The following is a 26,031-nucleotide window of genomic DNA, read 5'->3' on the forward strand; positions in this document are numbered from 1 at the left end:
TTCAGGCGGCCTCCTCCATGCGCGGCTGAATGCCCAACTGGCGACAGACCGCATGGGTCAGCGGCGCACGGTTCAGGGTGTAGAAGTGGAAGCGATCCACGCCTTCGGCCTGCAAGGCGCTGCAGAGCTCGGCCGCGATGATGGCACCGACCTGGCCACGCGTTTCCGGATCGTCATCCAGGCCCTCGAAACGCGGCCCCAGCCAATCCGGCACGATGGCGCCGCACATGTTCGCGAAGCGCACCATCTTGTGATAGTCGTGAACAGGCAGGACACCGGGAACCAGCGGTACGTTGATCCCAGCCTTTTCCGCCTTGTCGCGGAACCGCAGGAAGGCTTCGACGTCGAAGAAGAACTGGCTGATCGCCCGTGTTGCGCCGGCATCGATCTTACGCTTCAAGTGCTCGATATCTGCCTCCTGTGAAGGCGAATCCGGGTGAACCTCGGGATAGCAGCCAACCGAAATATCCTTGGCACCACGCTTGGCCAGGACCTCGACGAGGTCGGCCGTGTTCTCGTAGCCCTCGGGGTGCGGCTTGTAGGGCTGCCCCGGTTCCGGCATGTCGCCACGCAGCGCGACAAAGCGCTTGATGCCATAGCCCGTCCAGGTGTCTATGAGCTCGTCAATCTCGGCCTTCGACTGCCCCACACAGGTCAGGTGAGCGGCGGTTTCGAAGTCCTTGCGCTTGCCCAGTTCCTTGAGAATGCGATTGTTCACATCCCGGCTGCTGCCGCCAGCCCCGTAGGTCATGGAGACGAATTCGGGCTCGAGCGGGGCCAGTTGGTCCAGCGCCTCGTAGAGGGAAGCCTCGGTCTTTTCGGTACGAGGCGGGAATATCTCGAAGGAAACTTTAAGTGTCATGAGCTGACGGCCTCCTGACCGTTCGTTGTTGAATCGTTTGCCTGCTTCGCAGGAACATCATTGGCCGGACGCCGGCCCAGCCAGACGGAAACTGTAATCTCGCCGCCACGCAGGCGGATGGGCGATTCGACGACCAGGCCGTTTTCCGCAAACAGCCCTTCGATGGTCATGTCGCCGAACCCAAGCCAGCGATGCGCATGTTCCTCGCGCAGTTCGTGTCGGTTATGTGGCGTGAAGTCGACGATGACCAGACGCCCGCCAGGGCGCAGGACACGCGCGGCCTCAGCCACCGCACCCGCCGGCTGTCCGGCATAGTGCAGCGCCATGTGCAGCGTCACCGCATCGAAGCGCCCATCCTCGAAAGGCAGTTGCAGCATGTCGGCCTGCCGGACCTGACAGTTGCGCAGACCACTGCGGAACAATTCCGCACGGGCCACGGTCAACATGTCACGCGACAGGTCGACCCCGATCGCGTTCTTCACATGCGGCCCCAAAAGCTTCAGGACATGGCCCGTTCCCGTTGCAATATCGAGAAGCTCGCCCACTGGCTCCTTCTCGAAAACGCTCTTGAGCACAGCATCCACCTCGGCCGGATCCGCATGAAGTGCCCGCAGCCGCGACCAATTGGTCGCATTGCGGCGAAAGTAGGCGGCTGCCTTCGTCGCCCAGCTTTCCTGAACCGACTGAAGGCGCAGGAGATCCCGCGCATGCTGCGGATCGCTCTCGGGCAGCAGGTCCGCGATCAGGCGGGCCAACGCTCCGTTGCGATGGCCCTCCGCAAGACGGTAGTAGGCCCAGCTGCCCTCCTGGTGACGCTGCAGAAGCCGCGCCTCGACCAGCAGCTTGAGATGACGCGAGACCCGCGGCTGGCTCTGCCCCAGGATCTCGACCAGATCGCTGACGGTCAGTTCAGCCTGGGCACAAAGCGCCAGTATGCGCAGCCGTGTTGGCTCCGCCACTGCTCTCAGACCTTGCAGCAGCTCGTCCATCTCTAACGAAACTCCCTTTCGAAGATGGACATAAAGATATCTTTATATGCTTATCGATGCAACCCCTGTCCCGGAATGGGCGCTGAATCGCCCTGAAACTGCGCCCCACAGCCCCACTGGACCGTATTTCCTGGACAAAGTTTGCGCTTGCGGTTGCCATTGCGGCTGGCATCGTCAATATCAGCCCCGATCATCTATCGGACAGGACATGAAAGAGACAGGATCGGCCAGGAACGGAGAGCAAGCCATCACAGCCAGGGACGAATACCGATTAGACGAAAGCGCACGGACGGATGCGGCGCAGGACAGTGTCCTTGAGCACGCTGCGACCGGAACGAACGTTGCAGGCCTGCGCACGGCATTGGGCAGCTACGCCACCGGTGTCTGCATCGTTACCACGACCACAGCGGAAGGGGCGCCCATCGGGCTGACCGTCAACTCCTTCAATTCCGTTTCCCTGGAGCCGCCGCTCGTTCTTTTCAGCCTGGCCCTGCGTGCCATGAGCTTGCCCATCTTCCAGCAGGCCGAACACTTCGCCATCAACCTGTTGAGCCGGAAACAGACCGCGCTGTCGCAACGCTTCGCCAAGCCGCTTGCCGACCGCTGGGCCGGCGTCGCCTACCAGACAGGCCGCGACAGCGGCTGCCCGCTTCTGCCCGACAGCCTTGCTGTATTCGAATGCGCCCGCCATGCGGTTCATGAAGGGGGCGATCACATCATCATTGTTGGTGAAGTCCGACGCCTGCACTGGACGGGCAACGCCGAACCCCTGGTCTACCTGCGGGGCCAGTACGGTCACTTCCAGCCCGAGTCGGACTGACAGCGAAGGCTTGTGCGCCACATGATGATCCTTCGACATTACAAGTCGGTCCCCGAACAGGCGCGCGGCGCTGTGGTCGTGATCGGCAATTTCGACGGCATTCACCGCGGTCATCAGGCCCTGATCGCCAAGGGCCGGCGGCTGGCCGAGGAGTTCGGAGCCCCCCTCGCCGTCCTGACCTTCGAGCCGCATCCGCGCAGCTATTTCCAGCCCGACCAGCCGCCCTTCCTGCTGACTCCCTTTCGCGTGAAGGCGCAGCTGATCTCCACTTTGGGTGTGGATATCCTGGTGGTACAGCGCTTCAGCAAGGCCTTTGCCTCGCTGACGGCCGAACAGTTCGTCGCCGACGTCCTGGCCGAGGGGCTGCAGGCCCGCCATGTCCTGGTGGGGGAAAATTTCCGCTTCGGCAAAGGCCGCGGCGGCGACCTTGCGTTGCTGGAGACGGAGGGGCGCAGACACGGCTTTGGCGTAACCGGCATGAGCCTGGCCGGCGCACCGGGAAAAACGGATGCGGACAAGCCGCAGGAGGTCTTTTCCTCAAGCCTGGTGCGGGAATACCTGCGCGAAGGTAGCCCGACCCGTGCCGCCTTGCTGCTGGGCCGCTACTGGGAAATCGAAGGGCGAGTCCAGCCCGGGGCCCGGCGCGGGCGCACGCTTGGATTTCCCACTGCCAACATCGCGCTGAAGAAGGAGATGTTGCGCCCGGCCTATGGCGTTTATGCCGTACGCGCCACACTTGAAGGCCAAGGCCCTCCGCACTGGCGGGCCGGCGTTGCCAACCTGGGACTCAGCCCCATGTTCAACTACAAGGAGCCTCTGCTGGAGGTCTACCTGTTCGACTTCGAGGGCGACCTCTACGGCCGCAACATGCGCGTGGCCTTGATCGACTACCTGCGCGGCGAGATGACCTTCGACAGCCTGGACGCACTCAAGGAACAGATGGCCGAGGACAGCCGCCGCGCCCGCGCCACCCTGGCCTGGGAAGACTGGGACGCCCAATGGCCCGCCAGTCCCTTCCTGACACCCCCTGGGTAATGCCGCTGGGAGCCTGCTTTAGAGAGCACTCCCATAATTTCAGTACACTCAGTCTCCGCAGGTGATGACACTGCCGTCCGAGGCATTGATGATCTCAAAACCGGGACCGGAATAGGTTGGCCCCGACCCTTCATCGCACACTTCACCAGCAATGCTTTCCGTGGCATTGACGTTTCCGGTTCCGTCAAATTCTCCACCTCTTATCTCGAACAGGTTATCACTGGCCGTGTGCCCGACCTCCCCTTCGATCCGATTCCTCAAAACAGTTATTCCAGAGGCATCATCACCAAAATCGATCGCATCTTCTCCAGGCACTCTGATCAGATTGTCTCTTACAGTCAGATTCTCTGAAAAATCACCTATGTGAAGACCATCACCGCCGGTCTCGGAAATCTGGTTGCCGCTTAGCAACACGCTGCCACCAAGGTCACCGGCGCCGTCTCCGAAGGAAACGCCATCTTCGCCCGTTCCGGAAATTTTGTTGCCACCCAGCAGCACACTGCTGCCAAAGGCGCCGGCACCAACCCCGAAACCTATGCCATCCTCATCCGTTCTGGAAACCTCGTTATCTTTCAGAGTGACAGCCGTCACAAAGTCACCGAAAGCGACGCCATCACCACCAGTCTCGGAGATATCGTTGCCGGTCAGGGTGATATTGTCGATGAAGCTGCCGCCATAGACCCCCATGTTGTCTGAAGCGGCTGAGGTCCCGCCGCCGCGCACAGCGAGCCCACCGACGTACGTGTTGTCGGCCAGTTCGACGACCGGCGAGTCGCTGCCATGGCTTACCGTCCCACGGCTGCCGGGGGCTCTGTAGGTCAGGGTCTGGCCCGAGTCGACACCACGCACGGCGAGGTCGTGGCCGCCGCCGATCAAGGTCTGGCCGTCCTCCAGCGTGACGCCACCTTGCAGATCATCGTCACCGCCCTTTGCGACAACCAGCCCATTCTCCTCGGCTTCGGCCAGAGCATCCGCCAGGTTGCCGCCGCCGGCCACCTCGACCACCTCGCCGATAGTCACGCCGGTGGCGACATTCTCCACATCCTCCGTCGTCTCCGGGCGCTCCGAGGGACCGGCCTCGGTGACGATGTCCACATCGCGCACCACCGGCGCCATCATGCGCCGCTCCTGGCGTGTGAGCGGCCGCGCGTCCGAACCGCCCATGTCGCCCTGCAGCGGGATCGACAGGCTGAGCCCCAGGAAGCCCTGGCTGCCCCGCGGCTCGTCCCACTGCGCCTCGGCGCTGGCCGTCACCCGCGCGTTGGGCGAGAGCCCCGGCAGCTCGAAGATGTCCAGCTCCACGCGCCCGCGCGGGCCGGTCACACTCTCTGCGCTCGAACCGTCGAAGTGGTAGCCCCCGGCATAGACCCGCAGGTCCAGCGGGCCCTCGCGCTCGAAGATGGGAACCCGCGCCCCCACTTCGGCATCGACCCCGTAGAGCGCACGCTCCTCACCGGCGCGCAGCTGCAGTTTGCCGCCCTGAATGTCCAGCTCGGATTCGCTGGGCGCGTCCTGCCACTGCGCCCCGAAGGGAATGTAGGCGTTGGCGCGAACGTCGAAGTCCGGCCCCAGGGCCTCGACGCCCAGGGTCGCTTGGTGGAAGGTGTTGTCGTGCGCGCTGCGGCGGACGTCCAGGTAGCCGTAGCCACCGACATTCCAGCCGCTCTCCAGCATGCGCCGGTAGATGACGCCCAGGTTGCCTTCCATGGAGCTGTTGTTATCGCCCACCATGCGCAGGTTGACCAGGGCCAGCGAGCGTTCGTCCTGCCAGACCGGGGCGTAGATGTCGAACTGCCCCAGCGAGCGCTCGGTGCCCAGCTTGCCCCCCATCTCCAGCCAGCCGGACCATTTGGGCGTATCGGTCTCGCTTTCTTGCGCAAAGGCGGCATAAGAAGGAAGCATCAAGGCCATCGTACCGGCCAATAGGGCTTTCTTTGATACCTGGTAAATCCACGCACGAAAAAAGCGGCTTACGCCGCTTACATCGGTTTCAACAACTCGAAACATCTATTGCCAGCCCCCGGCTCAAGCGACATCTGCTGAGTGCCGGAAAACTGGCATTAAACGAAAAAAGCTGTCAACCCTTGATAGCCATAATCCAAGGCTTTACAGCTTCTCTTGATTTGGTTGTTATCCGGTGAGAATGAGCCCTGACCATAGCTCTCTCTAAGAGAGTTCTGGCACCAGCACGCAATAAGGCCATGGCATTCATACCATGGCCTTATTGCGTTCGGAAGCCGGATCGAAGCTTGCTTCTATCCCGCCTCGTTGCATTCAAGCATAAGGCTCAGACATTCGGCTGCTTGGTCACGCGCAGGTACGGCTTTTGCTCGTCCCAGCCCTGGGGGAAAAGCTTTTTGGCGTCTTCGTTGCTGAGCGACGGGACGATGATGACATCTTCGCCTTGCTTCCAGTTGACCGGTGTGGCCACCTTGTAGCCGTCGGTCAGCTGCAAGGAGTCGATCGTGCGCAGGATCTCGTCGAAGTTCCGCCCCGTGGAGGCCGGATAGGTCAGCATCAGGCGGATCTTCTTGTTGGGATCGATGATGAACACCGAACGCACCGTCAGGGTATCGTTGGCGTTTGGGTGAATCATGTCATAGAGATCGGAAACCTTGCGGTCCGGGTCGGCCAGCAACGGGAAGTTCAGGGCCTGGCCTTGGGTTTCCTGGATGTCGCCGACCCAGGACTTATGGTCATCCAGCGGATCGACACTCAGGCCGATCACCTTGACGTTGCGCTTGGCAAATTCCGGCACGAGCTTGGCTGTATAGCCCAGTTCGGTTGTGCAGACCGGTGTGAAATCCTTGGGGTGCGAGAACAGCACCACCCAGCTGTCGCCGGCCCACTCGTGGAACGAGATGGGGCCTTCGGTGGAGTCCTGTGTGAAATCGGGCGCTGTATCGCCGAGACGAAGGGTCATGGCTTTCCTCCTGGCCTGTATCAGGCAGTTGCGAATTTCGAGTGATTGACACATGGCATGCCCAGGCCTTTCCTGCAAGTACTGACTGGACAATTATTATATATACAATTTTTTTATGTTATTTATTTGTCGCTTACCCTGCCCTCTTCGGCGTTCACGGACGTGTGCAGCGGGTTTGCCGCTCCCACCCTGTGGTAACCAAGACAGGAATGCCCGAACCGAAAGGACCCCTGCATGGAGGACAAGGAACTCAAGGCCTGGCGCAAGGAAAAGCGCCGCGAGTTACTGGAGGCACGAAGCACCCTGGACCGTGAAACGCGCCGGAGCTACGGCGAGGAGATTCAGCGCCAGTTGAAGGGCATCCTTGGCGATGTCTCAGGCCATTGTGTGGGCGCATACTGGCCCTTCCGCGGAGAATTCAATGTTCACCCCCTGCTGGAAGAGCTCCAGGCCAGCGGTACAAGCCTGGCCCTGCCAGTGGTGGTGGAGAAAGCTGCGCCGCTGGAATTCTGGAGCTGGCAGCCCGGCGCCGCCCTGGGCCGCGGTGTCTGGGACATTCCCATACCGGCCGAACGCAACCCGGTTACGCCGGATATCCTACTGGTGCCTCTGGTGGGCCATGACGACCAGGGATACAGACTGGGGTACGGCGGCGGCTATTACGACAGGACACTGGCCCAGTATAAGCGCAAGCCGCTTGCAATCGGGATCGGGTACAGTCTTGGCCGGCTGGACACCATTAATCCACAGGATTTCGACATCCCCATGAGCCGGATCGTCACCGAAATCTCAGGCTGACGCGCTTTCCATGGCCGCTTCGGGCTGCAGCTGCCGCGCCATGTCCAGACGCTCTTCCAGGCTGCATTCCTCCGGATCCATTGCATCGATACGCGCAAAGGGAAGTTCCAGCCCTGTTCTATTGGCGATCTGGATTGCCAGGCCGGGCCGAGCATTGAGCTCGAGGATCAGGGGTCCCCGCTTGCGGTCCAGAACCACGTCGACCCCTAGGTAACCGAACCCGGTCAGGTCCGCGCAGCGCGCCGACAGGCGCAGTATGTTCTGCCACCCCGGAACCTGCAGTCCTTCCAGTTGGTGGCCCGTGTCGGGGTGCAGGGCAATGGGATTGTCATGGAGCATGCCCCCGCAGGTCATGCCGGTTGTCAGGTCGATCCCGACCCCTACGCCCCCCTTGTGAAGGTTGGCTTTGCCGTCCGAGGCCCGGGTGGGCAAGCGCAGCATCGCCATGGCCGGCACACCGCGATAGACGATCACGCGCAGGTCCGGCACACCCTGATAGGTCACCTGGTCGAAAACGGAATCGAAATCCACGCGATATTCCACCATGGCCTCATCCGGCTGGCCGGCCAGGCTGTACATTCCGCTGAGGATGTTCACCAAGTGATAATGCAGGTCCTCGTCTGTGATCATGGTGCCATCGGCCTTGCGCCAGCCGTGGTACATCCGGGAATCGATCACCAGGATGCCATTGCCCTGAGAGCCCTGAGCCGGCTTGATGACGAAACGCTCGCGCCCTTCCAGTAACTGTTCGAAACGCTTCACCTGCCAGTGCGCCGCCACCACTGCATAGAGTTCGGGAACCGCCAGCCCCGCCTCTTCCGCCAGTCGCTTGGTCTTCACCTTGTCATCGACCAGAGGATAGCGACGCCGGTCGTTCAGCAGCATTTGATAGGACGCATTGCGGGCATTGATGCCCAGCAACCCCGCCCGCTTCATGCGACGTGCCAGACCGATCATGACGATTTCCGCTTCATCAGGCTTCGGAAGCGGTAAAGCTCGATCAGGCGATAGCCTGTATAACGCCCGAACAGCAGCATCAGCGCCAGGATCACCAGCAGCAGTTCAGGAAAGGTGAACAGCAGATGCTCGACCTCCCAGATATTCATGACGAAATAGGCAATGACCGCGGCAAGACCGCTTCCAAGTCCTTCCTTGATGCTCTCGAAGGGGCCGTACTCCTCCCAGACAATGGACATGCGCTCGATGGTCATCGCCAGGATGACGATGGGGAAGAGAGCAATGGACAGCCCCATGCCCAATCGTACGGTTTCAAGCGCCGTACTGGCCACCGCCATGATCAGGATCACCACGGTCAGAACCGCTGATAGTCTGGGGACGAACAGGAGTTTCAGGCGTTCGAAGTAGAACCGGAAGAACAGGCCGACGGCCACCAGGCCGGAAAACATGAGCAAGCCTGTAACCAGCTCGGTCTCCCGGAAGGCCAGGGCGATCAGCACCGGCATGAAGGTGCCGAATGTCTTGAGCCCCACCACCTGGCGCAGGATGACAATCACCAGCGCTCCCAGCGGCACCAGCATCAACAGTCGATAGACGGCCTGGGTATCCACGGGCAGCTGGTAGAAGGTCAGCTTGCCGACGAAGCTGTCCTCCAGCTCCGTGTTCAGATTGGCAAGCGAGATGCGAGGGCGCGATTGCTCGGCAAAGGAGAGGGTCAGGTTGCTGAGCTCGGCCCCACTGATCTGCATCTGGGGTGTGACGCCCCGCCAGAGGGGCAAGAGGTTTTCAGGCAGGGGCGTGTCGGGACCTTCCAGCGAATACGCGCTCCAGTCACCATCCAGCAGGATCTCGATCCAGTGGTAGAGTTCCGCCTCGCGATCGATATCCCCCAGTTCCACGCCATGAACGGCGCGGGCAGGAATGTTGTACATGCGCAATGCCCTTTGCGCGACCTCGGACTTGCGCAACAGCGAAGGTCCCTCGTTGCCGAGCAGAAGCTCCTCGTAATCCTGTGGGTCCTCGGCGTTCAGCCGGTTGATCAACTGTGCAAGAAAGGTTTCCGTATCGGCCGAGCCCTGTTCCAGGCTGTCCACAAACTGCTCCAGGGCAACGCGCTTGGTTGCGCCCAGTTCCTCATTGCCGATCTCCAGCACCGTGTTCAGGTCATCCGGATTATCGCTGCGCATTGCGCTGGAAAAGCGATAGATATCCGCTTGATAGATGAGGGTCGCAGGACCGGAACGGTCGCGCACCGACCAGACAGCCAGTTCGTTCCCAAGATCGTCGGTGGTCCGCGTCAGTCCGAAACCGCTGGACAGATAGGTCTCGTCAGTGATTCCGAAAAGTCCCTGGGTCTGCGGCACATAGGTCGAGAAGATGGCCGGCTCTCCGTCAAGCTCCAGGTCGGCACGGATCTCGAAACGCCAGGACTCGGCGCGCTGGGACGGCAGGATCGGGAAGTCGAGGACCTGGGACTTCCAGGCAAAGATTCCCAGCCCCGTGATAACAAGTAGAAAGACCAGGAGGTAGAGATGCAGGCGTCTCACTCGGGCACCGCGAGGTCACAATCGGGGGTGCTTGTGTTCTTCTCGGTGCCATTCACGAGGATTCCCGGCTGCATGAAATTGCGACCGATCAGGGCCGAATAGGTCAGCTCGGAGCGATCGTTCAGATTGACTTCCACAGTCTTCTGCAGGTTCCCCAGACAGACGTCCATCATGATCACCGGACGTGAGTTTTCCTCTCCTATAATCTTCACGGTGTGCAGAACCTCTCGCTCGTACTCGGCGTTCTTGCCGTCGTCCCCCTCCGTGGTGAAGCGCACCCACTCTTCATCATCCTTTTCGAAGGTCTCGATATCCGTGGCGTGCAAGGACGTCGTTTCGGCTCCGGTATCCAGCCGTGCCTGCATTTGAATATTGCCCTCCACCAGGACAATCGGCTCCACATAGCCGAACAGGCGGACCTTGTACCAGTCCTCCCTCTCCTCGTCGTCCGCCAATCCGGCAGACATACCGAGAAGCATTGCAGTCATAATGAAAATGCCAAGAAGGGCACTTTTGCGCCAGTCTATGGAAGCCATACTTGCTGTTATCCTGTCCCGCTTATTCTGCCAATTGCCGGCTTGAACCCGGCCCAACCTGCTGAATTACAGGGCACGATGGCTCTTTGCAATCCGTCAGAATGGGATCGAGGCGGCACGTCCGCGACCTGCATGCTACTTTACCACTTATAGCCCAAACGGAGTCTCAGCGTGCGTTCGAATTGATCCGCGCTTCCACGCGGGTCGCTGTCCAGCCCGAGTTCCATTATGCCGGCCAGGTAAAGATCTCCGAAAATCTTGTAGCGCAAACCTGTATCCATCTCGAAAAGCAACCGGCCGGTGTCCCCATATACATCCGTGGATCCGCTCTGCTCGTGGAAAAAGGATACGCCTTCAACCAGGTTGTACAAGCGCCGGTTATACCTCCCGCCCCAGGTCGCGAGATAATCCTCATACATGCCATCATCCTCGATCCGTTCGCGGCGATAGCCAGGGCCGGCCTGTACTGTCAGGCTCTGCTGGTCACTGTCGAAGACATCATAGCCTGCCTGCAGGACCGTTGTGATGCGACGCTCAAGATCCGCCACGGAATCACGCCGATACTGAACGCCCGGAGCCACAAAGAAGCGTTCGCTCAAATAGCGATTGTAGGCCGTGGCGACATGCTGCTTGTCCACAAGCGTATCCCCCTTGGTACGTTCGTGACGCACGTCCACGTTCAGGACCAGTCGGTCGTCTTCCACGGCCCAGGAGTTTTCCATGTCGACGAGATACTCCTGACGCGCGTTCGTCCCTTCGACTGCGGCAAGATCGATCTCCAGTGAGCCGCTCCAAGGAGACTCATCCTCGGCCTTCTCTTCGGCCTGCCCAGACGTCTTCCTTTCGCGCGCATCCCTGTCGGACTGAGGCGGCATACTTCCCTCCGCCTCTTCCCAATGCCGGGCGACCCTCTCATCCATGTTGTCCAGCTGTTCGATCTGGTCCGTGTCGATCTTCACTCTGCCGGAATAACCGGTTTCCAGGACCAGTGTTCCGTCTTCTATCGCGATCACCTCTCCGGTTATGCGATCGCCATTGTCCAAGTGGACCTGAGCGGCCTTGGCGGGCAGTGCAAAGACAAAAAGAGGCATGAGGAACCGGAACAGGCAGGTGAGTCTTGAAAGCATGGAGGGATTTTTTGCAGACGGCTTTGACAGCAGATGCGTTGCGGGCCGCATCCTGTGGAAATAAGGTGGCCAGGAACAGTGCACTTTTTAAGACAATTAAAAGTCTTTGAGGGTTCCCTTCCTCAAAACCCCTTTTCCGGAGCCGAAGGCGTCATGGCAGACAAGCAGACGAGACGCACAGCCACCCACTGGGGTGTCTACGACATCGAGACTCAAGCGGACAGGATCGCCTCGGTTCATCCCTGGCCCCTCGACCCGGACCCTTCTCCCATTGGACAGTCCCTCGATGCCGTCGATGGACCGACCCGGGTGCGTCGGCCTGCTGTCCGGAAAGGCTGGCTGGAAGGCGGCCCCGGGCAGGGACGTCGCGGCGCCGAACCCTTTGTGGAGATCGACTGGGACACGGCGCTCGACCTTGTAGCCGGCGAGCTGGACCGGGTGCGCCGGGACCATGGCAACCAGGCCATCTATGCCGGCTCCTATGGCTGGGCCTCGGCAGGCCGCTTTCATCATGCGCAAAGCCAGATCCATCGCTTCATGTCTGCCCTTGGGGGCTACAGCCGTTCGGTCAACAGCTATTCCCTGGCTGCAGCGGAAGTGATCGTGCCGCATGTCGTCGGCCACCGCTACGGGGATGTACAGCTTGCCACTACCTCGCTGAACGTCGTGGCGGAGGAAACGGACCTGATGATCTGCTTCGGCGGCGTACCCTTGAAGAACGCACAGGTCCAGAATGGCGGCCAGGGACAGCACCGCACGCGCGGCCTTCTGGCACAGGCCCGGCGCAATGGCTGCCGTTTCGTCAACATCTCTCCCATCGCTCAAGACCTGGACCGTGAGCTCGAGGCACAGTGGCTGGCACCGCGTCCCAACAGCGACACGGCCATCATGCTGGGACTTGCTCATACGCTGGTTACGGAAAACCTGCATGACCCGGCTTTCCTGGAACGCTATTGCGTCGGGGCAGCCCTGTTCCTGTCCTACTTGAAAGGTGAACAGGACGGACAGCCCAAGGATGCCGACTGGGCATCTGGAATCAGCGGGCTGGACGCGAACGATCTGCGCCAGCTTGCCCGCGAGATGGCGTCGTCGCGCACCATGCTGAACGTCAGCTGGAGCCTGCAACGGGCCGAGCATGGAGAGCAAACCTTCTGGATGGTGATTGTTCTGGCCGCCATTCTGGGCCAGATCGGCCTGCCCGGCGGCGGTTTTGCCCTGGGGTACGGAGCTGTAGGTTCCGTTGGCAACGGCGCCGCCCGGCACAAGCAGCCAACCCTGCCACCCCTGCCCAACCCCGTGGACAGTTTCATTCCTGTGGCCCGCATCGCGGACATGCTGGAAAGCCCGGGCAAGCCCTACAGCTATAACGGACAGACCCGACAGTATCCGGACATTCGCCTAATCTACTGGGCTGGCGGCAATCCCTTCCATCATCACCAGGATCTCAACCGCCTGGTAGAGGCCTGGCAGAAGCCCGAGACCGTTATCGTCAACGAACCCTTCTGGACCGCCACCGCACGCCACGCGGATATTGTACTGCCCGCGACCACGCCCCTTGAGCGAAACGACATGAGCGGATCCTCGGCCGACGACTTCCTGGTGCTCATGGAACAGGTCCTGAGCCCACGCGATTCAGCGCGCAACGATTACGACATCTTCTGTGGCCTTGCGATGCGGCTGCGTTGCCTGGACAGCTTCAGCGAAGGCCGCAACGAAGCCGCATGGCTGGAGCAGATCTACGAGACCTTTCGCAAGCAATCCAACCAGATACCCGACTATGAGGCCCTGCGCGAGCGGGGCCACCTGCAGTTCGGTGGCGAACAGGCCGGCCGTGTGCGCCGTATCCTGTTCGAGGATTTCCGCAGGGATCCCGATACCAATCCCCTGCCCACACCCTCGGGCCGCATCGAGATCTGGTCGCAGCGCATAGAAAGCTTTCAGCTGGATGATTGCCCGCCGCATCCCGCATGGATGCCTGGAGAGGAGTGGCTGGGTGCACCGCGCGCCGATCGCTTCCCGCTGCACCTGCTGACCCACCAGCCGGGAACACGCCTTCACAGCCAGCTGGATGCGGGAGCGCACAGCCGCACGCACAAGGTACAAGGCCGCGAAGCCGTGCTGATAAACCCGCAGGATGCCAACACCCGCGGAATTGCCGATGGCGACCTGGTCAGGCTGTTCAACGATCGCGGCGCCTGTCTGGCGGGCGCCAGGCTCACAGCGGACATTCGCCCCGGTGTCATCTGCCTGCCGACAGGGGCCTGGTATGACCCCCAGCAGCCGGGCGAAGCCGGCAGCCTGGACAAGCATGGAAATCCCAATGTCCTCACACGGGATTGCGGAACCTCTGGCCTGGCCCAGGGCAGCAGCGCCCAGAGTTGCCTTGTGGAAATGGAAAGGTTCGAGGGCGAAGCCCCACCTGTGACGGCCTTTTCGCCCCCATCCCTGTCACCGGCCTCCTGAGAAACAGGGCAGCTCGGTCAGACGACCTCGCCCTGCAGGCCACGGCGCGGGATGCTGATATCTCGGTGTACGCGTACGCAGAGGATCAGGCCGAAGGACGTCATCGCGGTCAACATCGCCGTCCCGCCATAGGACACCAGGGGCAACGGGATGCCAACCACCGGCAGCAGGCCCATCACCATCGCGATATTGATGAAGACATAGAAGAACAGATTGACGGTCAGCCCCAGGGCCAGCAGGCGCCCGAAGTGGTTGCTGCTGGTCAGGGCCACGGCAAAACCATAGATGAAGACCAGGAGATAGAGGCCGATCAGGCCCAATGCCCCCACCATGCCGAATTCCTCGGCCAGCATGGTGAAGATGAAGTCGGTCTGCTTCTCCGGCAGGAAGTTCAGATGACTTTGCGTGCCTTCCAGGAAGCCGCGCCCGAAAACGCCACCCGAGCCCAGCGCAATCTTCGACTGCGTGATGTGATAGCCGGCCCCCAAAGGATCGCTTGAGGGATCCAGGAAAGTCAGCACCCGGTTCTTCTGGTACTGGTGCAGGAAATTCCAGGCCACGGGAAGCGCTGCTCCTGCACCTGCTGCAACCAGCAGGAACTTCCACAAGCGCACCCCCGCCAGCAGGAAAAGCGCCCCGCCCGCCAGGACAAGCATGGCCGCCGTGCCCAAATCCGGCTGTTTCAGGACAAGGCCGGCCGGTGCCAGCACCAGGAACAGTGGAAACAGCAGATAGAGCGGACGGCGCACATCCTCCAGGGAGAGGCTGTGGAAATAGCGGGCCAGCGCCAGGACCAGCGTCACCTTCATGACCTCGGAAGGCTGCAACTGGATCACACCCAGGTCGATCCAGCGCTGGGCCCCCATGCCAACGGTGCCCTTGAATTCAACGCCCACCAGAAGAATCAGCGTAATGAAATAGGCCGGATAGGCGAACCTGAACCAGATGCGGATGTCTGTGAGGGCGATGCCGATCAAGAGGACCAGCAAGACAGCGAAACGGATGAGATGGCGTTCGGCCCAAGGATCCATGTTGGCGTTGGCCGCCGAATAGAGCATCCCCGCGCCAACCCCGGCCAGCGCACAGATCAGCAGAACTATGGCCCAGTTGACCTGGAGCAGTTTCTGCAGCAGCGACATGGAGGGGGCGCGGCGGAAGCTGAGATTGTATCCGGCCATGCCTCTACTCCTTCAGGCCGGCCAAGGGGGATGGCGGCATGGCATCCATCGGATCGCGCCTTTGCGTCTCGATCAGCAGGTCACGTGCAATGGGCGCCGCGACCGAGCCGCCACCGCCACCGTGCTCGACCACCACGGAACAGACATAGCGTGGATTGTGAACCGGCGCATAGCCAACGAACAGCGCGTGGTCCCGCCGCCGCCAGGGCAGGTCCTCGTTGCGCACGATACCCGCCGCACGCTCGGAAGCCGTGATGCGACGCACCTGGGAGGTTCCGGTTTTCCCGCCCATTTCCCAGCCCGGCAGGTGGATACGAGCCGAGTAGGCCGTACCACGCTGCTCGTTACAGACAGCATCCATGGCATCCAGGATCGACTTCACCTGCAGGGGCATGAGCCCAAGGTCCGGCGATTCCTCCTTGACCTCCTCTGTGATGTTCTCGACGCCCACGATGCGGCGCGTGACATGTGGACGAATGGCCTTGCCGCCATTGACCAGGCGTGCCGTCATCACGGCCAATTGCAGTGGCGTTGCCAGCATGTAGCCCTGGCCGATGGCCTGGATCAGGGTTTCGCCGCCTTGCCAGCGCTCTCCGATGTTGGCCAGCTTCCAGTCTTCCGTCGGCATCAAGCCTGTTCGCTCGCTCGGCAGATCGATGCCCACGGTCTGGCCAAACCCCATGCGCCGCGCCATGGAAGCAATGGCATCAATCCCCAGACGCTTGGCAATGTCGTAGAAATAGACGTCACAGGACTGCTTGATTGCATCGCGCATATGCATACGGCCGTGACCGCCACGCCGCCAGCAATGGAAACGATGGTTACCCAGATCCATGTAGCCGGGACAGTAAACCTCTTCCTGAGGCCCTATGTGATGCTCCATGGCCGCCAGACTCACCACCATCTTGAAGGTCGAGCCTGGTGCGTACTGGCCGGATATGGCCTTGTTGCTCAAGGGTGAGAGCGGGTCCTCGACCAGACTGCGCCAATCCGAGGAGGACAGCCCGCGCGTGAAGGCAGAAGGATCGTAACTGGGCACCGAAACCAGGGACAGAACATCCCCGGTGAAGGCGTCCATCACGATGGCACTGGCACTGCGCTCGCCGATCAGGCGCTGGTGCGCATAGTTCTGAAGTCCCATGTCCAGCGTCAACTCAACATCGTGACCGGGTTGCCCCTCCACGCGTGAAATCTGCTGCATGACACGGCCGACGGCATTGACTTCCACCTGGGTATTGCCGGCGCGGCCGCGCAGTTCTTCGTCATGGACCTTCTCGATGCCATTCTTGCCGATACGAAAACCGGGCAGTTCCAGCACGGGGTCCCCCGTCAGGTCCTGTTCACTGACGGCACCGACATAACCGACGATATGCGCCAGGGTCGGCCCGTAGGGATAGTGGCGGCTCTGGCCGGCCTCCACAAAGACACCCGGCAGCTCCACCGAATTGACGGCAATCCGGCTGACCTGGTCCCAGGTCAGGTTGTCCTTGACCCGCACCGGAACAAAGGAGCGGCGCGCGGCAATGTCCCGCTTTACGCGGACACGGTCCTCGCTGTCCAGATGAATAATGTGGGTCAGCGCATCCAGGGTCTGGTCCACGTCCTGCGCCTGCTCGGCAACCAGGTGGACCTGGTAGTTCTGCCTGTTCACGGCAAGCGCTATCCCGTTGCGGTCAATGATCCGTCCGCGCCGCGGCGCACTCAGCCGCATGGAAATGCGATTGTCCTCGGCCAGCAGGCGGTAGCGCTCGGCATCGACCACCTGCAGGTAATAGAGGCGTGCGCCCAGAACAGACAGCAGACCAACCTTCGCGCTACCCAACAGCAGGGCACGGCGCGTGAAGGACTTCTGCCGGTTCTGTTCCTCGGTGCGGGCTCTGCTCATCGACTGACGCCTGTCATGTCTGTCTCGATCTTGTAAAGCAACATGCACTCAATTCAAGAACAGCTGCTGTGCCCGTGCCAGCAACCAGGCCAGGCAAGGGTAGGAAGCCACGGTCAGGGCGTACTGCAGCATCACGGGATCCCCTGATGGTACCATTGGCATCAACAGGGCGGCCAGTCCCCATCCCAGTGTATAGGCAATCGCGGAAAACAGCGCGAAGATCACCCAAAGCATGGGAAAGGTGGAATTGGTGAAGATCCGCCTCTGTCCCATGACGGCCAGATGCACGACCAGCAACATCATGATCCCGGTGCCCAGCGGCACCCCGGTCAGGAGGTCCTGGACCAGTCCAATCAGGAAGGTGGCCCAGAGCGGCAGCAGGTCCGGCCGGAACACGGCCCAGTAATAGACCGCCGGCATCGCCAGTGACGGCACCACAGGCGCATAATCCGGCGTGTTGAATGGCAAGAGGCTGAGCAGCACCAGCATCAGCGTCAACACGAAGGGAATGATCGCCCGAGCCGCAGTGTCCAGGCGATACCAGAGACCCGTCTGCTTCATGGCATCAGTTGACGGCCGTCTGGTCCTGCCCTTCGACCAGCGGCGCGATCAGTCCAGGCAGTTCGTAATCCACCAGGCGCAGGAATTCGGGGTCGCGCCAGTCGGCGTAAAGGCGCACGCGGGCGCCGGTATCGTCCACCTGCGAGATCACGCCAACGGGAAGGCCGGAGGGGAAAACGCCGCCGTCACCGGAGGTCATGATGGCTTCGCCGACCCGCACCTCTTCATCGGGTGCCAGGTAGCGCAGCGAAGGTTCGGGAGAATTGTCTCCGGCCAGGACGGCCTTCTTGCGGTTCGAGCCGACAGCCACGGGAATGCGGCTGTTCAGATCGGTCAGCAACAGGATACGCGCCGACTCCTCGGCCACCTCGACCACACTGCCCACCAGACCCTGGCCCGCCAGGGCGGCCTGTCCGCGGCTCACTCCGGCGGTCTCTCCCGCCGCAATCAGGACAGAGCGCACAAAGGCCCCGCCGCTGTCACCGACCACACGCGCCGTGACAAAGCGCATGCCGGGTTCGGGCACAAGGTTGAGAAGATTGCGCAGGGCCGCATTCTCGGCTTCCAGCTGCTGGGCACGATGATGCCAGGCCATCAGACGCTCGTTCTCGGCCCGCAGGTCGGCATTGATCTGGCGCAATTCCGCGATCTCGCGGACATTGGTAATGAGTTGTTCGACTGTGTTGACCGGCTTGGCCAGGGTCTCCAGCACGGGGGTGGTTATGTCCACCACCTGGGTCCTCAGCGTCTCGACGAGCCGGTTGTCCGTACTGCCCATGACCATCAGGGCGAAGGTCATGCCTATGATCAGGAGGAAACTGAAACGCTGCGCCCAAGCCTTGAGAGGCGTGGCGATGCGAGTCATTGTTCCGGTCCTGTGCTTCAAGACCCTCCTCCTGTGGATGGCACATCCATCCTTACGGATCTATCCGTATCTCGGAATCGTAAGAGATTACAAAACAAATTGAAAGGCATATCTGAGTGTCGGCGCCGAGCGGCCTGGAACTCCGAACGACGAGGACTGTTAATACATGGTGATGAGGACGTTCTTCAGCGTCTTCATCTCCTCGAGGCAGCGTCCCGTTCCCAGGGCCACGCAGGACAGGGGATCATCCCCCAGGGACACCGGCAGGCCCGTTGCCACGCGCAGCACATAGTCCAGGTTGCCCAGCATCGAGCCGCCACCGGTCAGGACAATTCCCTTGTCGACGATATCGGCCGCCAATTCCGGTGCCGTGCCTTCCAGCGCGACTTTCACGGCCTCGACGATGGCGCCAACCGGCTCGGCCAGGGCTTCCGCCACCTGGCGCTCGGAAATGACCAGTTCCTTGGGCACGCCGTTCATCAGGTCACGGCCCTTGATCTCAAGCGTCCCGCCGTCGCCGTCCTCGGGCGGACAGGCCGATCCGATCTCTTTCTTGATGCGCTCGGCCGAGCCCTCACCCACAAGGAGGTTATGGTTGCGTCGGATAAAGGCGATGATGGCTTCGTCCATCTTGTCGCCGCCGACACGTACCGAGCGCGAATAGACAATTCCGCCCAGCGACAATACGGCAACCTCGGTGGTGCCGCCGCCGATATCGACCACCATCGAGCCCGTGGGTTCCGTCACCGGCAGGCCGGCGCCGATGGCAGCCGCCATGGGCTCCTCGATCAGGAAGACCCGCCGCGCACCTGCCGCTTCCGCGGATTCCTGAATGGCACGGCGCTCGACCGCGGTGGAGCCGGAGGGCACGCAGACGATAATCTGCGGACTGGTGAAGGACCGCCGATTATGAACCTTGCGGATGAAATGCTTGATCATTTCCTCCGCCACTTCGAAATCGGCAATCACGCCATCACGAAGCGGCCGGATTGCCTGAATGTTTCCGGGTGTACGGCCCAGCATCAGCTTGGCTTCGTCGCCGACGGCCAGCACCTGCTTCTTGCCGCGGATTTCCGCGATGGCAACAACGGATGGCTCATTCAGGACAATGCCGCGGCCCTTGACGTAGACCAGTGTATTGGCTGTACCGAGGTCAATGGCCATGTCGGCTGACATGAAGCCGAGAATGCGCGACATCATAGGCTTGTGAGGTCCCCTCGAGACTGAACAGATGCGGCGGTGTGTGTGACAGGCACCTTTATGCCGCAAGAACGTTAACGTCGTCTTAGCGAATAACGTTCCGCCCGCGCGATTTCAAGGAAAGCTTTTCTGGGCGGCAAAAGCAAGAGGTCGGGTGCACTGCAAAAAAAGCGGCCTCCCGAAGGAGGCCGCCTTGTGTCTCACAGTTGTCACCGCCTGTTGGCTCAGGCCGTCATGGCCGTGGGCTCCGTCTTCTCGCGCTTCACCATCATCTTGTTCAGCGCATTGATGTAGGCACGGGCCGAAGCCACCAGAGTGTCGTAATCCGCGCCTTGGCCATTGACGGTCTTGCCGTTCTCCTCCAAGCGTACGGTCACCTCGGCCTGGGCGTCGGTGCCGCCTGTCACGGCATGGACCTGATAGAGCTGCAACTGCGCCTCGTGCGGAATCAATTCACGGATGGCGGCGAAGGTTGCATCGACCGGACCATTGCCCTCGGCCTTGGCTTTCTGCTTTTCACCGCCGATCTCGACTTCCAGCTCTGCCGTCTGCGGGCCTTCGGTCCCGCACTGGATACCCAGCGAGACGAAACGGATGTGATCGTTGTGGCGCACCACGGCATCGTCAACGAGGGCGATGATGTCCTCGTCGAAGATCTCTTTCTTGTGGTCGGCCAGGTCCTTGAAGCGCACGAAGGCGTCCTTCAACTGGTTTTCCTCCAGTTCGATGCCCAGTTCGGCCAGCTTCGACTTGAAGGCATGCTTGCCGGAATGCTTGCCCATCACCAGCGTGGAGCGGTTCAGACCCACGGACTCCGGTGTCATGATCTCATAGGTCTGGGCATTCTTCAGCATGCCGTCCTGATGGATGCCGGATTCGTGCGCGAAGGCGTTGGCACCGACGATGGCCTTGTTGGGCTGGACCGAGAAGCCGGTGATCGTGGAAACCAGGCGCGAGGCCTTCGTGATCTTGGTGGTGTCGATACCGGTTGAATAGGGCATCACGTCGTTGCGGGTACGCAGCGCCATGACGACCTCTTCCATGGCGCAGTTGCCCGCGCGTTCACCAATGCCGTTGACGGTGCATTCGATCTGCCGTGCACCGGCCTGCACGGCCGCCAGCGAGTTGGAGACGGCCAGTCCCAGGTCATTGTGACAGTGCACCGACAGCACGGCCTGATCGATGTTGGGCACGCGGTTCATCAACATGCGGATCATTTCCGCGAATTCCTCCGGCACGGTATAACCGACCGTGTCGGGGATGTTGATGGTGCGCGCCCCGGCCTTGATGGCGCCTTCCACACAGCGCGCCAGGAAGTCGTGTTCGGTGCGCGTTCCGTCTTCGGGCGACCACTCCACATTGTCGCAAAGATTGCGCGCATAGCCGACGCTCTCGACGACGGCATCGTAGACGTCCTCCGGCTCCATCTGCAGCTTGTACTTCATGTGCAGCGGGCTGGTGGACAGGAAGGTATGGATGCGCGGGCTGGCCGCCGGCTTCAGTGCCTCCCAGGCCCGGTCGATGTCCTTGGGCGTGGCGCGGGCCAGGCCGGCAATCGTGGAATTGCGCACCTGCTTGGAAATGGCATTCACCGCCTCGAAGTCTCCGATGGAGGCGATGGGGAAGCCGGCCTCGATCACATCGACGCCCATCTCTTCCAGTGCGCTGGCCACCGCCAGCTTTTCCTCCAGGTTCATGGAGCAGCCGGGCGACTGCTCGCCATCACGCAAGGTGGTGTCGAAGATGATAACGCGGTTGGTGTCTTTTTCGTTGATCTGTACGGAACTCATGGATGATAACCCTTCTTCCTTGTTCCAGGCCGGCGTCAATTGCGCTCGAGGCCACGGAAATTTCGTTTGTCAGACTGTCCCCTGCCCGCTTGCCGCACCGCGGCTGTGGCGTTCAGGGGCTGATAAGGAGAAGGAGGAGAGCGCCGCCGGACAGGCGGAGATCGGTCAGATCGGTTGCGCGCGCAGCCGCGATATCCGCGGATGCGGACTTCGGCAGTTCATTCTCTGTGCGCAGCTCTTCGGACATTATCCAGTCTCTAACCCAAGGCTCTGGTTTATATAAATAACGCTGATTTACCTTCGCGACAACAGGGAATCTGGTCACGCGGCTGGAGCCTGCCAAGATGACAGGATAGATTCCAGGCCATGTCAACATCCATAGCAGGGAGCCCTCATGAGAGCCGTCCTTTTCGAAGACTTCGCAAAACCACCCCAGGTGCAGAACCTGCCTGACCCGACGCCTGCCCCTGATGGCGTCGTCATCAAGGTCCAGGCCACCGGTCTCTGCCGCAGCGACTGGCACGGCTGGATGGGCCATGACCCGGATGTGACTCTGCCCCATGTGCCGGGACACGAACTGGCCGGCACCGTGGCCGCCGTGGGGTCGCGCGTCACCCGTTGGCAGGGCGGAGAACGCGTGACCCTGCCCTTTGTGGGCGGTTGCGGCAGTTGCCCCGAATGTCACTCCGGGAACCATCAGGTCTGCGAGCAGCAGTTCCAGCCCGGCTTCAATGCCTGGGGCTCCTTCGCCGAATATGTGGCCATCGACTATGCCGACACCAACCTGATCCCCCTGCCCGAGGAGATGAGCTTCGAGGTGGCCGCCAGCCTGGGGTGTCGCTTCGCCACGGCCTTCCGCGCCATTGTCGACCAGGGCCGGGCCCAGCCCGGCGAATGGATCGCCGTCCATGCCTGCGGGGGCGTCGGCCAGTCCGCCATCATGATCGCCTCGGCCCTGGGCGCCAGCGTCTTGGCCGTGGATGTCAGCGAAGACAAGCTGCGCCGTGCCGAAGAGCTGGGCGCCGTCGCCTCGATCAATGCCGCTCACAGCCCGGACGTGGCGGAGGACATTCGGGAGGTGACGAAAGGCGGCGCTCACCTGTCCCTCGACGCTCTTGGCCATCCGGCAACGCTGTTCAACTCGGTTTCCTGCCTGCGCCGGCGCGGTCGGCATGTGCAGGTGGGCCTGACTCTTGGCGACCAGAAGCACCCGCCGGTGCCAATGGATCGCATTGTTGCACATGAGCTGGAACTTCTGGGCAGCCACGGCATGCAGGCTTTCCGCTACGACAGCATGTTTGAAATGATCCGCCGCGGTCGCCTTGCGCCGGAAAAACTGCTCGAGCGACGGATCAGCCTGGACGAAGCGCCGTCCGCCCTTATGGCGATGGATGATTTCGGCGGGCGCGGCATCACGGTCATCACGCAGTTCTGAGCGCACTTCTTCCCTCTGCCACATTCCCGTGACAGGCTGACTGGACCATGATGCCGCTGCAGTCTTTCCGCCTCCGCCGGTCTTTCCTGGTCCTGGGCCTGGTCCCGGGCCTGATGATGGCCATGGCCCTGCTGGCTTCCTGTTCCCAGCGTGGCGGCGAGGCGCTGGCGCTGCTGGATTCCTTTTCCGGAAGCCAGCGGGCCGACAGCCCTGTCATCACGCGTGAGTCGGGGCGCCTGGACAGCGAACAGGGGGACTTCGAGGTCGATGTCTACAAGCGCGCGGACGAGCAGGTGCGGGCGAACCTCCTGCTCATACCCGGCGTCACGCCCCAGGGCCGCGACGATCCGCGGCTGATGGAGTTCGCCGAACTGCTGGCCCAGGCACGTTTTCGGGTCACGGTGCCCGAACTGCCCAACCTGCGCGAACTGAAGGTCTCGGCCGAGGATATTGCGTCCATCGACTCCCTTCTGATGCGCCTTTCAAAACAGGCCAGTGCAGAAAGCCGTCCCCTGGGTCTGGTTGCGATTTCCTATGCGGCTGGCCCCGCCCTGATCGCGGCCAGCCAAGCCGAACCCGAGAACAGGCCGGATTTCATGCTGGCCATCGGAGGCTATTACAGCACCGAGAATGTGGTGCGCTACTTCACCACCGGCGCCTTCCGCACGCCAGAAGACCAGGACTGGCAGGAAGGCCGGCCCCATCCCCAGGCGCGCTGGCTGTTCCTTAGGGCCAATGCGGATCGACTGGACAATACCGGAGATGTGTTGGCCCTGCGCAGACTGGCCGCACGCAAGCTTCAAGGCCCGAACGCCGGCAATGCCGCAGTGCACTCCCAGCTGACGGCCCAGGGGCGGGCGGTCCTGGCTCTGCTGGAGAATGACGACCCCGAGCGTGTGGAGGAAGGCATTGACGCGCTCCCCGAAAGCCTGCGCGCGGAACTTTCAGCCCTCAACCTGGCCGACCGGCCGCTGGACGCCGTCGATTTCCCGGTCCTGTTGCTGCATGGGCGCGATGACCCGGTCATTCCCTACAGCGAGAGCCTGCGCCTGGCCGAGGCCCTGCCCGAAGGCATGGCCGAGGTGACGCTGACCGAAGGGCTGATGCATGTCGACATGAGCGACAGCCGCATTTCCGATGGCCTGCGGCTTTATGATCTGACGGTCCGCCTGCTGGAACTGCGCGACGCCGTCGAATAGGCGCACGAAACGAAAAAGCCGGGGCGAGCCCGGCTTTTTCAGAAACGAAAGCTGCGATGAACAGTTTCAGTTCTTTTCCTTGTCCACCAGCTTGTTGGCGGAGATCCAGGGCATCATCTCGCGCAGCTTGGCGCCAACGTCCTCGATCTGGTGCTCGGCATGGCGGCGACGGGTCGCCTTGAAGCTGGGCTGGCCGGCCTTGCACTCCAGGACCCAGTCGCGGGTGAAGGCGCCGGACTGGATATCCTCCAGCACCTCACGCATCTCGGCCCGGGTCTCGTCGGTAATGATGCGCGAGCCCGAGGCATAGTCGCCGTACTCGGCCGTGTTCGAGATGGAGTAGCGCATGTTGGCCAGGCCGCCCTCGTACATCAGGTCGACGATCAGCTTCACCTCGTGCAGGCATTCGAAATAGGCCATCTCCGGCGCATAACCGGCCTCGACCAGGGTCTCGAACCCGGCGGTGATCAGCGCCGAAAGCCCGCCGCAAAGCACCACCTGCTCGCCGAACAGGTCGGTTTCGCATTCCTCGCGGAACGTGGTCTCGATCACACCGGCGCGCCCGCCGCCAATGGCCGCGGCATAGGACAGGCCGATCTCGTGGGCGTTGCCGCTGGAGTTCTGCTCGACGGCCAGCAGGCAGGGCACGCCGCCGCCGCGCACGTATTCACTGCGCACGGTGTGGCCGGGGCCCTTGGGCGCCACCATGAAGACATCCAGGTCGGCGCGCGGCTCGATCAGCTTGAAGTGAACGTTCAGGCCATGGGCGAAGGCGATGGCTGCGCCTTCCTTCAGGTTCTCGTGCAGTTCGTCGTTATAGAGATCGGCCTGAAGTTCGTCCGGGGTCAGGATCATGACCACATCGGCCCAGGCGGCGCCCTCGGCCGGTGTCATGACGGTAAAGTCGGCGGCTTCCGCCTTGGGGGCGGAGCGCGATCCGGCACGCAGGCCGATACGCACCTCCTTCACACCACTGTCCCGCAGGTTCATGGCATGGGCATGGCCCTGGCTGCCATAACCCACGACCAGGATCTTCTTGCCCTTGATCAGGTTCACGTCGGCGTCGCGATCGTAGTAAACGCGCATGGTTGGCTTTCTCCCTCTCTGGTGGCCTGCCCGGATTCAGCCGGACGTCGACCGGGATGCCACCTGACTCGATGATGATGTGAAGAGCCTCTGGCGCGTGCACCGGCCTGCACTCCGCCCGCTGGGTCTTGGCCCTTCTGTGATCGGACCGCCCCCGTGAGCACGGCCGTGAAACATACCCGTCCTTCTAGCTGCCCGCGGCGACAGCCGCAACGACACAGGAGCGCACTAAAGACCCTCGGCGCCGCGCGCGATGGCCACCACACCCGTCCGGCTGATATCTGACAGGCCCAGAGGTCCCATCAATTCGGTAAAGGCGTTCAGCTTGCCACTGTCGCCGGATATCTCGAAGATGAAGTGGTCGTGGCTGGAATCCACCACCCGGGCCCGAAAGACGTCGGCAATGCGCAAGGCCTCAACCCGCTTCTCGCCGGTGCCCACCACCTTCACAAGCGCCAGCTCGCGCGGCACATGCGGACCTTCGCGAGTGAGGTCGCTGACTCTGTGAACAGGTACAAGACGGCCCAACTGGGCCTTGATCTGTTCCAGGATCATCTGGGTCCCGCTGGTGACAATGGTGATCCGCGAGAGATGCTCAGCGGGATCGACCTCCGTCACAGTCAGGGACTCGATGTTGTAGCCACGCCCCGAGAACAGGCCGATGACGCGGGCAAGCACACCCGGCTCGTTGTCCACCAGCACGGCAATCGTGTGCGTCGCGATTTCTTCCCCGACTTGCGGGTTGGGACCATATGCCATTTCAAACCGTCTTTTA

The 26,031-nt window shown here is 61.7% G+C and carries 23 protein-coding genes; 6 read left to right on the plus strand and 17 right to left on the minus strand.

Going from position 1 to position 26,031, the window contains the following annotated elements; all coding sequences use genetic code 11:
• Position 1 precedes the first annotated feature (1 nt).
• Together metF and BP38_RS20890 are read right to left on the minus strand one after the other, a co-directional pair.
• Entirely contained in the window at positions 2-862 is an 861-nt protein-coding gene (gene metF, locus BP38_RS0114800; protein ID WP_026988377.1) for a methylenetetrahydrofolate reductase [NAD(P)H], read from the minus strand.
• Positions 859-1,851, minus strand: coding sequence for an ArsR/SmtB family transcription factor (locus BP38_RS20890; RefSeq protein WP_051609412.1), 993 nt, complete (start codon positions 1,849-1,851; stop codon positions 859-861). The genes metF and BP38_RS20890 overlap by 4 nt, the downstream gene beginning before the upstream one ends.
• 208 nt (positions 1,852-2,059) lie before the next feature.
• On the opposite strand from BP38_RS20890, the gene BP38_RS0114810 reads away from it, so the two are divergent.
• On the plus strand, positions 2,060-2,671 hold the full coding sequence (locus BP38_RS0114810) for a flavin reductase family protein (protein ID WP_081816710.1): 612 nt from the start codon (positions 2,060-2,062) through the stop codon (positions 2,669-2,671).
• A gap of 21 nt (positions 2,672-2,692) precedes the next feature.
• A complete protein-coding gene (locus tag BP38_RS20895) occupies positions 2,693-3,706 on the plus strand; it encodes a bifunctional riboflavin kinase/FAD synthetase (RefSeq protein WP_051609413.1) in 1,014 nt (337 codons plus the stop codon).
• A 48-nt stretch (positions 3,707-3,754) separates the two neighbouring features.
• Here BP38_RS20895 and BP38_RS21920 read toward each other — a convergent pair whose 3' ends face one another.
• Positions 3,755-5,608 carry a right-handed parallel beta-helix repeat-containing protein gene (locus BP38_RS21920; RefSeq protein WP_162175171.1) on the minus strand — a complete coding sequence of 618 codons (1,854 nt, stop codon included), beginning with the start codon at positions 5,606-5,608 and terminating at the stop codon, positions 3,755-3,757.
• Between the two features lie 385 nt (positions 5,609-5,993).
• Positions 5,994-6,629: a peroxiredoxin gene (locus BP38_RS0114825; RefSeq protein ID WP_026988379.1), complete on the minus strand. Its 636-nt coding sequence runs from the start codon at positions 6,627-6,629 to the stop codon at positions 5,994-5,996.
• Positions 6,630-6,863: 234 nt separating this feature from the next.
• On the opposite strand from BP38_RS0114825, the gene BP38_RS20905 reads away from it, so the two are divergent.
• Complete coding sequence (locus tag BP38_RS20905) at positions 6,864-7,427, plus strand: 5-formyltetrahydrofolate cyclo-ligase (RefSeq protein ID WP_035725463.1); 564 nt, start codon at positions 6,864-6,866, stop codon at positions 7,425-7,427.
• Here BP38_RS20905 and BP38_RS20910 read toward each other — a convergent pair.
• From BP38_RS20910 to BP38_RS0114850, 4 genes are all read right to left on the minus strand, one after another.
• A complete protein-coding gene (locus tag BP38_RS20910) occupies positions 7,419-8,384 on the minus strand; it encodes an alpha-L-glutamate ligase-like protein (RefSeq protein WP_051609415.1) in 966 nt (321 codons plus the stop codon). The genes BP38_RS20905 and BP38_RS20910 overlap by 9 nt on opposite strands.
• Positions 8,381-9,931 carry a UUP1 family membrane protein gene (locus BP38_RS0114840; protein WP_026988380.1) on the minus strand — a complete coding sequence of 517 codons (1,551 nt, stop codon included), beginning with the start codon at positions 9,929-9,931 and terminating at the stop codon, positions 8,381-8,383. Before BP38_RS0114840 ends, BP38_RS20910 begins: the two co-directional genes overlap by 4 nt.
• Positions 9,928-10,419, minus strand: a complete 492-nt coding sequence (locus BP38_RS0114845; RefSeq protein ID WP_162175172.1) for an ATP-dependent zinc protease family protein — start codon at positions 10,417-10,419, stop codon at positions 9,928-9,930. Before BP38_RS0114845 ends, BP38_RS0114840 begins: the two co-directional genes overlap by 4 nt.
• A gap of 188 nt (positions 10,420-10,607) precedes the next feature.
• Positions 10,608-11,594, minus strand: a complete 987-nt coding sequence (locus BP38_RS0114850) for a DUF481 domain-containing protein (RefSeq protein WP_035725464.1) — start codon at positions 11,592-11,594, stop codon at positions 10,608-10,610.
• Between the two features lie 153 nt (positions 11,595-11,747).
• On the opposite strand from BP38_RS0114850, the gene BP38_RS0114855 reads away from it, so the two are divergent.
• The gene (locus BP38_RS0114855; protein WP_026988383.1) at positions 11,748-14,057 is read left to right on the plus strand and encodes a molybdopterin-dependent oxidoreductase; all 2,310 of its coding nucleotides are present in this window, start codon (positions 11,748-11,750) and stop codon (positions 14,055-14,057) included.
• A gap of 17 nt (positions 14,058-14,074) precedes the next feature.
• On the opposite strand, the gene rodA is transcribed toward BP38_RS0114855, so the two are convergent.
• The 7 genes from rodA to BP38_RS23225 all read right to left on the minus strand — a co-directional run bounded on the left by rodA (position 14,075) and on the right by BP38_RS23225 (position 21,783).
• Positions 14,075-15,235 carry a rod shape-determining protein RodA gene (gene rodA, locus BP38_RS0114860; RefSeq protein WP_026988384.1) on the minus strand — a complete coding sequence of 387 codons (1,161 nt, stop codon included), beginning with the start codon at positions 15,233-15,235 and terminating at the stop codon, positions 14,075-14,077.
• Positions 15,236-15,239: 4 nt separating this feature from the next.
• Positions 15,240-17,120 (minus strand): penicillin-binding protein 2, encoded by a 1,881-nt coding sequence (mrdA, locus tag BP38_RS0114865; RefSeq protein WP_026988385.1) that lies wholly within the window; start codon positions 17,118-17,120, stop codon positions 15,240-15,242.
• A gap of 48 nt (positions 17,121-17,168) precedes the next feature.
• Entirely contained in the window at positions 17,169-17,681 is a 513-nt protein-coding gene (gene mreD, locus BP38_RS0114870; RefSeq protein ID WP_026988386.1) for a rod shape-determining protein MreD, read from the minus strand.
• Positions 17,682-17,685: 4 nt separating this feature from the next.
• Positions 17,686-18,546, minus strand: a complete 861-nt coding sequence (gene mreC / locus BP38_RS0114875; protein ID WP_051609417.1) for a rod shape-determining protein MreC — start codon at positions 18,544-18,546, stop codon at positions 17,686-17,688.
• A gap of 159 nt (positions 18,547-18,705) precedes the next feature.
• Entirely contained in the window at positions 18,706-19,746 is a 1,041-nt protein-coding gene (locus tag BP38_RS0114880; protein ID WP_022728518.1) for a rod shape-determining protein, read from the minus strand.
• 224 nt (positions 19,747-19,970) lie between these two features.
• Positions 19,971-21,536, minus strand: a complete 1,566-nt coding sequence (locus BP38_RS0114885; protein ID WP_026988388.1) for a 2-isopropylmalate synthase — start codon at positions 21,534-21,536, stop codon at positions 19,971-19,973.
• Positions 21,537-21,648: 112 nt separating this feature from the next.
• Complete coding sequence (locus BP38_RS23225) at positions 21,649-21,783, minus strand: hypothetical protein (protein WP_281174423.1); 135 nt, start codon at positions 21,781-21,783, stop codon at positions 21,649-21,651.
• A gap of 147 nt (positions 21,784-21,930) precedes the next feature.
• Here BP38_RS23225 and BP38_RS0114895 point away from each other — a divergent pair, with 147 nt between their 5' ends.
• Positions 21,931-22,971, plus strand: a complete 1,041-nt coding sequence (locus tag BP38_RS0114895; protein WP_026988389.1) for a zinc-dependent alcohol dehydrogenase family protein — start codon at positions 21,931-21,933, stop codon at positions 22,969-22,971.
• 47 nt (positions 22,972-23,018) lie between these two features.
• Positions 23,019-24,170: an alpha/beta hydrolase gene (locus tag BP38_RS20915; protein WP_051609418.1), complete on the plus strand. Its 1,152-nt coding sequence runs from the start codon at positions 23,019-23,021 to the stop codon at positions 24,168-24,170.
• A gap of 66 nt (positions 24,171-24,236) precedes the next feature.
• On the opposite strand, the gene ilvC is transcribed toward BP38_RS20915, so the two are convergent.
• Positions 24,237-25,256, minus strand: coding sequence for a ketol-acid reductoisomerase (gene ilvC / locus BP38_RS0114905; protein WP_026988390.1), 1,020 nt, complete (start codon positions 25,254-25,256; stop codon positions 24,237-24,239).
• 228 nt (positions 25,257-25,484) lie between these two features.
• Positions 25,485-26,015, minus strand: coding sequence for an acetolactate synthase small subunit (gene ilvN, locus BP38_RS0114910; RefSeq protein WP_035725465.1), 531 nt, complete (start codon positions 26,013-26,015; stop codon positions 25,485-25,487).
• Positions 26,016-26,031: the final 16 nt, after the last annotated feature.

This window comes from Fodinicurvata fenggangensis DSM 21160 (assembly GCF_000686045.1).
Classification (GTDB): domain Bacteria; phylum Pseudomonadota; class Alphaproteobacteria; order Kiloniellales; family DSM-21159; genus Fodinicurvata; species Fodinicurvata fenggangensis.